We start from the raw sequence: 14,324 nt of genomic DNA on the forward strand, positions 1-14,324 counted from the left end.
TTTCTGATAAAATAATATAAAAAATCGAATTATTGCAAGATTTAGATACTATTTAGAGGAAAATAAGGAGAAACAAGGAAAAAACCCTTACATATATTGTAAGAGTCAACGAAGCTCTAATCTTCTCGATAAAATTGATAAACTATAATTCACTATAAAATACATACAAGCCACTACTATAAAAGTCGGAATCATATAATTTACATTTTGCCCGCTAATAATTTGAGCATTATGCATAAGCTCTGGCAATGATATAACAACTGCGAGCGACGTATCTTTTAGCAATGAAATAAACTGACTAACAAGCGGGGGGACCATTCTTCTTAATGCTTGCGGCAAAATAATATGCCAAAGCGTTTGCACATACGTTAACCCTGAAGACCTTGCAGCCTCAATCTGCCCTTTTTCGATAGATAATAGACCGCTTCGAACAATTTCAGATATCATTGCCGCTTCAAATATTGTTAAAGCAACAATTGTAGCTGTTATAATTTCTAACTTCAATCCCGCTTCTGGAAGTGCAAAATACGTAAAAAATATAATTAAAAGTAGCGGTAAATTTCGAATCACTTCCACGATAACTCCTAATATTTGTGAAACGACAGGTATTTTCGTATAGCGCAATATTCCTATTACACTACCAATAATAAAGCTAAGTACAATTGCTACGAGCGCTACCTCTAACGTTATAAGTAATCCTTTTAACAAAAAAAGGATATGATCACCTGTTATTGCTCCTTTAAAATCCATTTATACCGCCTCCTTTGCCAAGCGTTTTTCTAAATAACGCACTAGCATACTGAGCGGAATTGTTAATATTAAATAAAACATCCCGACAAATATATACACATCGAACGTAACAAATGTCTTCGTTGAAATTAAATCTCCTTGATACATTAAATCAGCACCAGCAATAATTCCAAGTATTGAGGAGTTTTTAACTAAATTGAGAAATTGGTTTCCTAAAGGGGGGATTACAATTTTCATAGCTTGGGGTAAGACGATATAATACATTCCTTGCACATACGTTAAGCCTGAAGAACGCGCAGCCTCCATTTGCCCTTTTGCCACTGATAAAATGCCAGCGCGAATTACTTCCGCAATAAACGCTGCAGTATATACGGTAAGCGTAAGTGTTCCTGCTACAAAACCATTTAAAGTAATTCCTATTACAGGTAAAGCGAAATAAAATATAAATGCAATTAATACGAGTGGAATATTTCTTACAAACTCTACAAAAGCGGACCCCACCCAATTTAAAATACGAATCGGTGCAATACGCATTACCGCCAAAATTACCCCTAAAATAAAACTACCTATTAATGCGATTACACTAGACATAACCGTATATTTAAATCCTTCTAAATACATATCAATGTTATTCGTTAATATAGAAAAATCAGGCACATATTCTCCCCTCTTTCTTTACAAGAAGAGGATGAGTACTCTCATCCTCTCACTCTTACTATTTATCACGAGAAATAAAGTTTCACTTTACTTCTCGTGTTTTTGACCGATCCATTTTTCATATAATTTGTCGTACTCTCCACTCGTCTTCATATCTTTTAGTAAGTTATTAATCTCTTTCGTTAAATCATCTGCACCTTTTTGTATTGCAATTCCGTACGGTTCATCCGTAAAAATTTTCCCTACAACTTCATAATTAGCATCTTGTTTTGCCATTCCGTAAAGAATCGCATTATCTGTCGTTAAAACATCGCCTTTACCTGCTTTTAACGCTGTAAATGCCTCACTATAATTTTCAAATTCTAATACAGTCGCTTCTGGTGACTTTTGACGAATGTTATTTGTAGATGTTGAGCCTTTTACCGCTAACACTTTAACGCCTTGTTTTATATCATCAATGCTCTTAATATTACTTCCTTTTTTCACAAGTAACGATTGTCCCGCTTTAAAATATACATCTGAAAAATCTACTTCTTTTTTGCGTTCTTCCGTAATTGTCATTGTCGCAATAATTGCATCAATATCACCATTCTTCAACATTGGAATACGTGTTTTAGACGTTACCTCTTTCAGCTCTAGTTTCTTTTCATCACCAAGAATTTTTTTTGCAAGTGCCTTTGCGACATCAACATCAAATCCTTCTACTTGCCCTGTTGAAGGATTTTTCAATCCAAATAAATTCGTATCATTCTTCACTCCAACTACTAATTTCCCACGCTTCTTAATTTGTTCAATGGCCCCGCCTTGCTTCGTATTCGTTTCTTTCACATCATCTTTTTTACTTGCGCACCCGGCAACGACAAGTACGAATAAACATGAGAATACGATTAAGGTAAACAACTTTTTCATTTTAAGCATAAAATTCCTCCTCTAATGATTTAACACTCGGCTTAAAAATAGACGCGCCCTTTCTTGTTCTGGGTTTGCAAAAAATGCTGCTGGTGTTGTATCCTCAATAATTTGGCCCTCATCCATAAATAAAATCCTATCTGCTACTTCTCGCGCAAATCCCATCTCATGCGTGACGACGACCATCGTCATTCCTTCTTTAGCTAGCGTTTTCATAACGTCAAGCACTTCTCCAATCATCTCCGGATCAAGAGCAGACGTAGGCTCATCAAATAGCATAATTTCAGGCTGCATCGCAAGTCCCCTAGCAATCGCTACCCTTTGCTGTTGACCTCCGGATAATTGATGCGGGTATACATTAGCCTTTTCCGGGATTCCTACTTTCTCTAAATAAAACATCGCTGTTTTCTCAGCTTCCTCTTTTGAAACTTTATTTACTTTAATAGGCGCTAGTGTAATATTTTGAAGAACCGTTTTATGTGGATATAAATAAAAATGTTGAAAGACCATCCCGATATCTCGGCGTAATTCATTCATATCCGTTTTCTTATTGTGTACCTCTGTATTTTGTACAATTAATTCTCCATCTGTAATTGTCTCTAATTGATTTATACACCGAAGCAATGTACTTTTCCCTGACCCTGAAGGTCCAACAACTACTACCACTTCACCCTTTTGTACTTGCAGATTAATATCTTTTAAAACTTGAAAGTCACCATAATATTTATTTACATTACGAAACTCAATCACCATACTCCCCCCTTCCTCTAACAAAGCATGTACATTCTTTTTATATTCAAAAATAGGCAAAAAAATAACTTTCAGCTTCATTTTGTCCATAAAAAAAGAGCAAAGGTCGTTCCCTTTGCTCCTTCGTTCCTATCCTATTAAGATACTTCTTCTTTTTTATCTTTCCCATATTCATGCTCCCAGAAATCAGCATTTTTAATTCCTAATTCCTGTGGATCAAATACTGGATCTTTCCCTTCTTTTTTCTGCTTTTCATAGTCTTTTAAGGCGATCAATGCTGGTTTTTGTAGTAGTAAAATCGCGATAATGTTAACCCATGCCATAATCCCTACACCGATGTCACCTAAAGCCCACGCTGTTGCAGCTGTTTTTACACAACCATAGAATACGACTCCTAAGAATACAAACTTTAGTACGATGGACATCCAAGGACGGTCTTTATCACGATTTAAGTATGCAATATTCGTTTCTGCAATGTAGTAATACGCCATAATTGTTGTAAATGCAAAGAATAATAGCGAGATTGCGACGAAACCGTTTCCAAATCCAGGGAAAACAGATTCTACTGCTGCCTGTGTATAACCAGGACCCGGCTGTGCACCGTTTAATTTATTGACGATAAAGTTTTTTCCGCTTGCATCAAATACGTTATACATGCCTGTAATAATCATCATAAATGCTGTTGCTGAACAGACGAATAATGTATCAATGTAAACGGAAAATGCTTGTACTAACCCTTGTTTAGCTGGGTGTGATACTTCAGCAGCTGCCGCCGCATGTGCCCCAGTTCCTTGCCCTGCTTCATTGGAATAAATACCACGTTTTACTCCCCAAGAGATTGCTAAACCAATAATCCCACCAAAAGCTGCTTCTAATGCAAATGCACTTTTTAAAATTAACATGAAAGCATCTGGTAACTTTTCAATATTCATAGCTACAATTACACAAGCTACTAAAATATAACCAAGCGCCATAAACGGCACTACAACTTGTGCTACGTTAACAATTCGCTTAACTCCACCAAAAATAATAAGCGCTAATGCCGCTACTAATACCGCTCCAGATACAGAAGTATTAATACCGAAAGCTGTTTCCAAACTTACAGCAATACTATTCGCCTGAACACCCGGTAACAGCATCCCCGTTGCAAGAATTGTTGCTGCAACGAATACTAATGCATACCATTTAACTCCTAGCCCTTTTTCAATGTAATAAGCTGGACCACCACGGAATTGTCCTTGATGCTTCGTCTTATATATTTGTGCAAGCGTTGATTCTACATAAGCAGAACCTGCTCCTAGAAAAGCTACCGCCCACATCCAAAAGACAGCTCCTGGACCACCAAATGCAACAGCCGTTGCAACACCCGCAATATTTCCTGTTCCAACGCGCCCTGATAATGAAAGTGCTAACGCCTGGAACGAAGAAACACCAGCATCCGATTTTTCTCCTTGAAATGTAAGCTTCACCATTTCTCCTACATGCCTTACTTGTAAAAATCTCGTTCGAATGGAAAAATATAAACCTGCTCCTAAACATAAATAAACAAGTGCTGGACTCCAAACAATATTATTGATCCAACTTACGATAGCTTCCAACATTCCCCCTCCTCATTTATAAAGAATATTCAGAATATACATAAAATTATACGTGCATACCGAATCTATAACAATATTATTTTAATAAAATAAACATATTTTTGTATAAAAAAACAAAGTATATATTTATTTTATATACTTTGTTTTCACATGAATGTATTATATATTCACAATCGCTTCTCTTTTTATAATTCTTTCATAGAGTTGTTCAGCTAATTCTCTGAAATGATCTGGCATATCTTTCCCTTTAAATTTCTTTTGGAGCGTGCCATACAAACCTATATCACGTAAACGTAAAAATAACGGTAACGATTCATACCAACTATCCGCCAGCCTGTGCTCATATTCGTACCCTTTTCTTAACACTTGTAACTGTTTACGAGCGAATGTCGTCTTTTCTTCCACTGTCCACGGTGTAAAAAGAACAGAGTAATAAAGAACCATTGCCAAATCATGAATGAAGTAATTATAGGCCGCATCATCAAAATCAAAGATTGTTAACTCTTTTCCATCATAGTGAAAATTGCCTGGATGAATATCACCATGCATAAGGCCGAATGTTTCTCTTTCAATTGGAAGAGCATTTATTTCCTCCATTAATACAGCTGCAATTTCTTTCACGTTCTCATCTTCTAATTCATTAACAATACTACTTTCATCCTCTTCCCACGTATCACGGTAGTCAGTTTTAGGGTAATTCATTGTAAGGCGGTGCAATTGTCCAATCGCTTTTCCCCACTCTTCAAAGTAAGCATTTCCCCAATATGGCGATCCTTCTCCTTTTACTTGCTCACCTTTTGCGTATGTAAATAAGGAAGCAAAAAAGAAAGTTCCATCCTCTACTACAATTTCTTCTACAAGATTTTGAGATGTTGAGTAAAGAGGGCCCGCTACCTTTGCACCGTTCTCCGCAACATATCGTAAAAAATCTAGTTCAGCCTCTACCTCTTTTTTAGAACGATGGGAAGAATGCGTTAAACGTAATACGTAATCTTCATCACTATCACCCTTCGCCTTAAAAATGTAATTTTCAAAATCTCCAAGTGGCTTTTCTTCCACCGTTACATGAAACAAACTTGCAGCTCTTGTTAAAATCTCCTTTGTAAAAACTCGTTCTACAGCTATTTCCATATGTATCCCTCCTATATATCTTCTTAATTCGACATAAATGTTAGAAGTACTGCTATGAATGTGAAAAGCTCTGTTATGACTACTATAAAAATGCGATCCCTACACATAAAAAAATCTAAAAACAAAAAAGGTTGATTCACAAAATCAACCTTTACACTATTAAAAATACTATTTCTCAATTCATTCTTATATATAACATTTACCTTTATTTCTCTTCACCGTTTGTCTGCATTGAATTGAAGGTCCAATTTAATTTCAATGAATCTCCTTGAAATACATTTTGTTCTTCATCATTATCTACAAATGTAAACATTACATAGAAAGTATCATCATCACCAGGAGCAAGTCCAGTTCCTTCCCGGTCTACAACACCTTTTTGTACAAGATCAGGAATACTTCCATTTTGCGTAGCTACCTTTAACTCAGATAATGTAGTAGACCAAATTGGAACCTCATTTTTATCCAAATTCCATAAGAAATCAACACGGATATGATCACCAAAATCAGCATTTCCATTATCTCCTTTAGCATCAATAACACTATAATCTGTAAGAAGTTTCACGTCTCCTATCGCTAAGGTTCCTTTGTTAACTAATTGAAAACCGCGCTCCATTTCATCACCCGGTTTAATATTGTCGACATTAATAACAACTTCAGGATTAACACTCAAATCTAAAGTACCCGCTGCAAACGCGTTTTGTGATACTTCTTTATCACTAAAATACGCATATGTTCCCCCACCAATTAAAGATAGACCAAGCGCTGCAGTTACAACACCCATACCAAGTTTTTTCTTAATACTCATTTCACAAGCCCCCCTATTTTAAAGTTCAAACAACAACCTTATTTTCATCCCACAAACAATATTAATTAAGCAACTACCTTGCCCCATAACGAAAGCAAACTAGCTTTAAACTATTTTCTTCATGTACTCAAAAAGCTATTTTTTAAATAACCGGTAATGTTACAGTAAATCATTACCGGTTCGTTGTTAGCAAAAACTATTTTCTTCTGTGTTCATTGCTTTATCCCTTAGTTTCCCTTAGAAGTGTATCCCCTTATTTTTTTGGCTCTAAACCAATCGAGCGTAAGATTTTATCTAACGTCACTGGCCCTACATTTTCTTTCGGTTTCTGATTTTCTTTAGCATCTGGGCCCTTTTTTAAGAAGTTTTTCTCGATAAAACGAATATCTGTTTCATCTACAACACCATCTTGATTTATATCTCCATCTTTTACAGATACTTTTCCTTTTCCATACGATAAAGCTGCTATTCTAGCATCTTGAATATCTACCATTTTATCGCCGTTTACATCACCTGCAAGGTTATCATCCATGTCAGCTCTAAAGTTTTGTCCCACTAATTCTCCATCCTGCATTTTCCCTATTTTTGTTGTTAATTTACTATTTAAATGACCTGGCATTTCTACGAAAATATCATATTCTTTATCGCTTACTGGGACACTATGAATTTCAAATTGCCCGTTATCACCAATCGTTCCTGTATATTTCTTTCCATCCTTGCCAACTGCGTACACTTTTGCTCCTAGTTTTGTATAGTCTTTCTTACCTAAATACCCCTCTTCATTCAAGAAAGCTTCCGGGCCAATATATCCTGTAACCGTTGAATGTTTCGAAACAATAGCAAAAGATTTATCTTTAAACGCAGGAATCTCAATGCCTTCAGATGCACCAGCTTTTGTATAAGAGAACTTATCTACTCCAAATGCAGTTAAATCATTAAAGTATTCATCGTTCGCCATCTCGAATGTAACATCTAAAAATGGTGTATCTCCATCTAATCCTTTAAATTCTTTTCCTTCCAATGATGCGCCAACTTTCACCTTGTTTTCCCAAGCTCCTTCTTCACTTATCTTCGGATCTTCTAATTTAAGGTTCAGTCCATGTTGTTTTACATATTCCGTAAGTGCTGGATTTGGTTTCACATCTGTAAATTTAAATAGCTGCTTGTAATAAGGAATTTCAAATGTACCTGACATAAGCTGTTTTACATTATTAAGATTCAAAGTTAACGTAATTTTCTCTCCTAATTTGATTTTATCTTTGTCATAACTTGGAACAGCGTATTCTGTCCCTTCCTTTACAAAGACGTAATCTTTATATCCAGTTGCCATATTCCCTGCAGTTGCAAGATCATATCCAAATAATTTTAGATTTAACGGCTCGTTTATTTCCTCTGGAAGTACTCCAAATTTAAAATCACCATTTGCTTGAATTGTATTCAGCCAACCTGATGGAAAGGCTGAGTTTTGATAATATACAATTTGGTTCGCTTTTTGATCATACTGCAAGCCTTTTGCCTTTAATGCATCTACTGTAGAATCATAAATATTACCATGCACCCATAATGCACGCTGGCCGTCTTCTTCTTTAAACATAGAATCATTGACTTCGTGTATACCAGGTTGTACATCCTTAAATTTCATTTCAGGTATTACATTATCAATGATAATGCTATCGCCTTTTGTATAAGATTTTCCTTCTTTATCATATCCAACGAAGTTCAATTCGTAATCTCCATCAGGCAACATAACAGGTTTATCCGCAATTGGATGAGCTGGATCTCCTGTGAATGGAAGTACATACCCTCCCATTCCAGAAAACATCATATATTCAACATTCGGTGTTAGGCTACTTGCATTAAGTGTACCAACGACTCCTAATGCCTTCCCTGTCTTTCGGTCCTTCACAACTGCATCAATGGTTTCAAGAGGACTATTTAATTTAAATGTCAACGGCGAACTTGGCCTTTCCATAAATGGATGGAATTTAGAAGCATCTGTTGCCATTGCATCTCTCAGTAAATCTACAGACGCAATCCCTTTTTCTGTGAATTTAACTGCAAATGGTACTTGATATACTTCTTTTTCATTGTTTTTATTTGAAATATGAATATAGCCCTCATATCTACCAAACTCAGCGTTTTCTGGAATGATAATTTCAGGACTAATTTCCTCTGATGCACCAGGAGCTACTTTAATAGAATCTGGTACGTTTAGCTTCACACCATTCTTCGCTGCATCTTGCACACCTACACTTGTAGGTGAAAATTCCACCTCTAATTTAAACTCTTTCCCATCTGTTTTACTGCTGTTCTTAATTAAAACTTTTCGACTATCTTTAATAGGCCCATTTTCAATTTGATTTTTATACCCAAATGCAATAGAACCTGTTTTTTCTTCAATTTCTACTTCTTCATCACCTACAACGTTTGATGTTTTATCAACAACCTCGATAGATGTATCTGCATGAACTGCACGATATGCATCAATTCGCCCTGAGCCCACCTCAAATACAGAACGCTCTTCTTTTAAGTCAACTGCGGTATTCATGAGTGCTTCTTTTACTTCAAATGGACTATAGTTTGGATGTTCTTGTAAAATGAGTGCCGCTACCCCTGTAGTATGAGGAGTTGCCATAGAGGTACCTGACATACGTCCATACGCTACCGGATAATTTTCTCCATCTTTTGGATCATTAATATATTCAGGAACAGTTGAGAAAATAGACACACCTGGTGCTACAATATCTGGCTTAATATCATCTGTCTTAGTTGCAGGACCACGGGAGCTGAAATCAGCTAAGTGATCTCCCTCTGTTTTTATATTACTTAGTTCCCCAAACGCTAACGACACATCTCCTTGTACAGCTTTTGCTTGTAATTTCTCACCATCTACTTTTGTTAGGCGGAACGATGGAATAGATGAAGTACTTTCCCCAAGATAACTTGTAATTTCACCATCTACATTGTTATATACGATTACCGCCTTTGCGCCTGCTTCCTTAGCATGCTTAATTTTCTCATCAAATGTAATCTCACCGCGTTGGATAAGAGCTAATTTTCCTTTTACATCTTTTCCTGTAAAATCATCTGATTTCCCGAGCCCTGCATATACAACTGATACGGATTGACCTTTCAAATCTTCAATCTTATCAGTAAAGCTTTTTCCAAGTAGCATCATCTTATCCACATGTAAATTACCTGCATCGACGGAAAACGTTGGGATCTTCATTGCGGCGTCACTGGCTCCAACTGTAATTGGAAGTGCCGCTGCACTAGGTGATCCAATGGTACCTTCTTCCGGACCACTATTACCTGCCGCTACTACTGTAACAACACCAGCTAACATCGCATTGTTTACTGCCACAGAAGTAGGATATAAAGGATCATTAATAGACGCACCTAGTGATAAATTGATAACATCCATATCGTCTTTTACTGCTTTATCAATCGCAGCAAGAATACCGCTTGTTTGTCCACTTCCATATGGACCTAATACGCGATATGAATATAAATCTACATCTGGAGCAACTCCCGTAACCGCGTAATCAACATTATTCTTTTTGTCTGCAGCGATTGTCCCAGCTACATGCGTACCATGGGATGTATAATATGCACTCCCCTCATAAATCTCAGGATATCCTCCAGAATTTTGCCAATCCTTATACGTTGTCTCCATTGGATCAGCATCATTATTAACAAAGTCCCATCCTTTTATTGAGTTCGGATCTATTTTGCTTGGATCTTCACCTTGCTTTGCACGATATCCTTTATATGCATCTTTCAAATCCGGGTGATTGTAATCAATACCTGTGTCCAGTACACCTACCTTAATTCCTTTACCTGTTATTTTTTCATCATGCAGCTTGTCTACACCAATTTGCGGTACACTATCTGCCATTTTTGGTTCAACAGCAGTCTTAGCTGTTTCTTTCGGCAAATCAATTTTAACCTCATGATCTTCCCATACACGCTTAACGATACCGGTACGAACTAAGTCTTCAATCATGTTCGCAGGTAACGAAATCGCTACACCATTAAAAGCATTCTTATATTCTCTTGTTATTTTTGCAGATTTTAAATTTGTCCCTTTCTCTTTATTCTTTTGAAGCTGTTCAAGCTCTGCTTTAAACCCTTTATGTGATGCCTCTACCTTTTGTTCCGCATTTGAAAGAGCTACCTTTTTCCCTTTAGCCGCTTGTTTTAATACCTCAATTTTGCTAGGTGCTTGCTTAAACTCTATAATCACATTCACATTATTAGGACTTGCTGTATTGATACCTGGCGAAATAACAAAACCTGGTTTTGTATCTAACGTTTTTAAGGCATTACGTTGTTCCTTTGTAAGACCTTTCAAGATAGCATTTGCATCATCAATTCCAGTTAAAGTAGATGTATTTACCTCTTCAGCTAAGACGTTATATGGAATTCCTTGAGACAATAACATTCCAGCTGTTAACGTTCCAATAAGAATCTTTCCAAATTTCCCTCGTTTCATATTGCATCTCCCCATTATTAATATTATTTTTTGAAACAAATTGATTCTTAACTTCCTATTTAGCATTGGAAACTCTATTAATCTTAATCTTGTGTATCATGAAAGATTTCCATCACTACTACCATCCCCATACCTCATATAGCTAATTACTCACTTTTCTCTTTCTATAAGAGCCCTCCATCATTTATTTCCAACAAAGGATTTTCACGAAATGAATTATTAACAAGATTAAAATGTAATTCTATTTTTATTATTTCACATTTTGATTATTCTGAAAATTGAACAAAAGGAGTATCTTTTCTCTAAGGATTCTATGCCTACATAGTACAAAAGAACTATCTTGTTCTTTATTCTTTGTAATATAGAATAAAGAAACATGATAGTTCTTTTAAACATCTCTTATTTAATCCAACGGAACCAATTGATTTCGAACAGCATAAATCACCGCTTGCGATCGACTTTTCACATTTAGTTTTTTAAAAATTTTATTAATGTGAATTTTAACTGTTTTATCACTAATATATAAAACTTCAGCAATTTCTTTATTACTAAGTCCTTTTACTAGTTCAAAGAGAATTTCCTTTTCACGTTCCGTCAGTTCATTTTCATTTGATTCTAATTTCATTTTTTGCTGATGATATGTAATTAATTTTTTAGTCATACGCGGATGAATAACTGAATCGCCTCGATATAACATCCGAATTGCTGCTACTACCTGCTCCGATGATGAATCTTTTAATAAATAACCATCAGCACCAGCCTGGAGTGCATCCATTAAATACTCATCATGCTCATACATTGTAAACACCAGTACTCGGCAATTCGGATAATTTTTTTTCACCAACTCAGTAGCTTCAATCCCATTTTTCCCCGGAAGATTAATATCCATCAAAATACAATCTGGTCTGCATTCTTCTACTTTTCCCAATACTCCGTCCCCAGAGCTAGCTTCTCCAACCACTTTCATATCAGATTCATCCTCTAGTATGTTCCGAATTGCGTCTCGTAAAAAAGCATGATCATCCACTACTAATATTTTAATCATTTTACGCACCCCTTGTTTGTGAATCTGGAATTAATAGTGTAATTTTTGTCCCTTTCCCTACAGAACTATCAATCTGTAAAGTAGCCCCTAATTGTTCAGCTTGTTCATTCATATGTAATATACCATAATGTGGCTCATTCTTCGTTTTAACCATAGACTCAAATAGTGAAAAGCCAACCCCATTATCCTTAACTCTTAAAAGTACGTGCTCACTTTGGTAGCTAAGTAAAACATCAGTCTTGTCTGCTTGTGCATGTTTCACAATGTTTTGCAAACTCTCTTGTAATGTATCAAAAATAACTCTTTCTTTTGAAAAGCTAAGCGCACGTGCATGACCTCTTTCATGATATGTAATATCTAGTTCATATTCTTGTTTTAAAGATTTTATTTTACTTGCTATCGCCTGCTTTAGCCCTAATTGTTGTGTCGGATATGGTTTTAAAGCATAAATAGAATAGCGAACTTCTCCTAAGCTTCCTCTTAAATCTTTTATACTTTTCTCTACTATTTGCTGCATATCTATTGGTTTATCACGATATTTTTTCTGCGCGGATTCTAGTTGGTATATCACTCCGGCCAATGTTTGCGCAATACCATCGTGAATTTCGCGTGCGATTCTATTTCTTTCTTCTAAAATCATTCTTTTTTCCTGTTCAGAAATCAATATCCTTGTTTTAACTACGTTAGCTAATTGGTTAGAAAACGTAGCTAAAGACTGTACATCTTCCGGGAAAAATCCCGCAGTTCTACTTTTCCCTGCAACAAACATTCCAACTAATTCATCATTTACAATAAGAGGAAAATATACAAGCGAGCGTATAACACTATCGAATATTTCATCTCCAGGAGCCGTACCAGTTTTCCAATCATTAAATACAAGATTTTTAGAGATTTCTTCAAACGACTCAAACTTATCTGAATGATCAGAAATATCTAGGTGAACTTTCCCATCTTTCAATAGGAGATTCCAATTTCCATCATCTTTTGTCCATATTACATATGCTTGTATTCCAAAAAAACCTTTAAGTGCTTGTTTAATATGTTTTAAGTTTCCTCCGGTTAATCCACGACTAATCTCTGTCGTAATAAGAAAAAGCTCATATAATCGTTCCTTCTCCATCCTTATCCGTACAGAAAAAGAACTAATAACTGAAATTGCTACAAGTGGAAAAAAGAAAAACAGTACTGTAATCTCATTTATTTCCACACTATATGTACTAATTAATACATGCATTAGGGCCGCATAAGAGAAACCAAAGGTCTCACAAAAAAATACCGTTACAGTTTTTTTATACCACTGATAGATTGAATACGGTTGCGGAAGGAGTATCATTAACAAATCGTAAAAGCGGTTGTTGAAAAAACAAAAAAACACGCAAAATAATAGCAAAGAAATTAAATTCTCATACAGAACTGACATATCTATTTTGTTAATTAATAAGGGCAGACATTTATTTGAAATCCATTCTGCCAAGATCAAACTAAGCGCATGCTGAGTACTATTAAATAACATTCTTTGTATCGGTGAACGGCGGTGCAGGTGAATAATTAGCGTAACGAGTACAATAGAAATAATAGTTACATGGATTCCAAACTGCCAACTCATAGCGTAAATTATCGGAAAGGTAAGCGAGCTAGTCCCTCTCCAAAATCGTACAGGAAAATACTCTGCAATCCCCATAAATATTAATAACAATATTAGTATTGTTGGATGAGAAGGGATTTTAATTTCAAGTAAAGATATAGTTATAATAATCAAACCAAGAAAAGAAATAAAATAAAGATAAGAACTAGCAATCTTTTCTCTCATAAAGATAGAATTTACAGCTTTCAAAACAACCCCTTCTTTCTTTATAGAACTTTATTTTCTCTATTATCCAATAAAAAACCGGCACTGGCAAAATGGAAGAACCTCCACTAGCCAATCACCGGCTGTGTACTGCACCTAAAAAGGCAAGACACAATACTAATAGTATAAATTGCCTTTCATAAATTTCCTATTCATCAAATGATGTAATTATTTATACCGCTAGGCTTATCCTCTATAGTACAAAAGATTTATATTAAGACCGCTAATCTAATATATCCTTACTTTCCATTCCCTACTTCTCATTTTCTTTAGTATAAAAGATGACGTAACGTAACTTTCAAGCTACTTTTTTCAAATACTCTAAGCATAAATTT

10 protein-coding genes are annotated in these 14,324 nt (G+C 35.6%); all 10 read right to left on the minus strand.

Annotation, left to right across the window (positions count from 1 at the left end):
* Nucleotides 1-105 precede the first annotated feature (105 nt).
* Nucleotides 106-750 (minus strand): amino acid ABC transporter permease, encoded by a 645-nt coding sequence (locus ACS2MN_RS24175; protein ID WP_000345980.1) that lies wholly within the window; start codon nucleotides 748-750, stop codon nucleotides 106-108.
* Nucleotides 751-1,407: an amino acid ABC transporter permease gene (locus tag ACS2MN_RS24180; protein ID WP_016107533.1), complete on the minus strand. Its 657-nt coding sequence runs from the start codon at nucleotides 1,405-1,407 to the stop codon at nucleotides 751-753.
* Between the two features lie 87 nt (nucleotides 1,408-1,494).
* Nucleotides 1,495-2,325, minus strand: a complete 831-nt coding sequence (glnH, locus tag ACS2MN_RS24185; protein WP_098805946.1) for a glutamine ABC transporter substrate-binding protein GlnH — start codon at nucleotides 2,323-2,325, stop codon at nucleotides 1,495-1,497.
* A gap of 12 nt (nucleotides 2,326-2,337) precedes the next feature.
* Complete coding sequence (locus ACS2MN_RS24190) at nucleotides 2,338-3,066, minus strand: amino acid ABC transporter ATP-binding protein (RefSeq protein WP_175282532.1); 729 nt, start codon at nucleotides 3,064-3,066, stop codon at nucleotides 2,338-2,340.
* Nucleotides 3,067-3,203: 137 nt separating this feature from the next.
* A complete protein-coding gene (locus ACS2MN_RS24195; RefSeq protein ID WP_000387486.1) occupies nucleotides 3,204-4,664 on the minus strand; it encodes an alanine/glycine:cation symporter family protein in 1,461 nt (486 codons plus the stop codon).
* Nucleotides 4,665-4,823: 159 nt separating this feature from the next.
* The gene (locus tag ACS2MN_RS24200; protein WP_000401665.1) at nucleotides 4,824-5,795 is read right to left on the minus strand and encodes a phosphotransferase enzyme family protein; all 972 of its coding nucleotides are present in this window, start codon (nucleotides 5,793-5,795) and stop codon (nucleotides 4,824-4,826) included.
* 205 nt (nucleotides 5,796-6,000) lie between these two features.
* Nucleotides 6,001-6,600 (minus strand): TasA family protein, encoded by a 600-nt coding sequence (locus ACS2MN_RS24205; RefSeq protein WP_000023362.1) that lies wholly within the window; start codon nucleotides 6,598-6,600, stop codon nucleotides 6,001-6,003.
* A gap of 253 nt (nucleotides 6,601-6,853) precedes the next feature.
* Nucleotides 6,854-11,095 (minus strand): S8 family serine peptidase, encoded by a 4,242-nt coding sequence (locus ACS2MN_RS24210; protein ID WP_346994859.1) that lies wholly within the window; start codon nucleotides 11,093-11,095, stop codon nucleotides 6,854-6,856.
* Between the two features lie 403 nt (nucleotides 11,096-11,498).
* A complete protein-coding gene (locus ACS2MN_RS24215; RefSeq protein ID WP_000590662.1) occupies nucleotides 11,499-12,140 on the minus strand; it encodes a response regulator in 642 nt (213 codons plus the stop codon).
* 1 nt (nucleotide 12,141) lies between these two features.
* Nucleotides 12,142-13,974: a GAF domain-containing sensor histidine kinase gene (locus ACS2MN_RS24220; RefSeq protein WP_000648901.1), complete on the minus strand. Its 1,833-nt coding sequence runs from the start codon at nucleotides 13,972-13,974 to the stop codon at nucleotides 12,142-12,144.
* Nucleotides 13,975-14,324: the final 350 nt, after the last annotated feature.

Source organism: Bacillus cereus group sp. BceL062 (assembly GCF_051780025.1).
GTDB classification, from domain to species: domain Bacteria; phylum Bacillota; class Bacilli; order Bacillales; family Bacillaceae_G; genus Bacillus_A; species Bacillus_A toyonensis.

Bases quoted from the DNA above. Each gene is read 5' to 3' on its own strand.
- ACS2MN_RS24200 (WP_000401665.1), bottom strand. From the start codon at position 5,795: ATGGAAATAGCTGTAGAACGAGTTTTTACAAAGGAGATTTTAACAAGA.
- ACS2MN_RS24205 (WP_000023362.1), bottom strand. From the start codon at position 6,600: ATGAGTATTAAGAAAAAACTTGGTATGGGTGTTGTAACTGCAGCGCTT.
- glnH (WP_098805946.1), bottom strand. From the start codon at position 2,325: ATGCTTAAAATGAAAAAGTTGTTTACCTTAATCGTATTCTCATGTTTA.
- ACS2MN_RS24210 (WP_346994859.1), bottom strand. From the start codon at position 11,095: ATGAAACGAGGGAAATTTGGAAAGATTCTTATTGGAACGTTAACAGCT.
- ACS2MN_RS24215 (WP_000590662.1), bottom strand. From the start codon at position 12,140: ATGATTAAAATATTAGTAGTGGATGATCATGCTTTTTTACGAGACGCA.
- ACS2MN_RS24175 (WP_000345980.1), bottom strand. From the start codon at position 750: ATGGATTTTAAAGGAGCAATAACAGGTGATCATATCCTTTTTTTGTTA.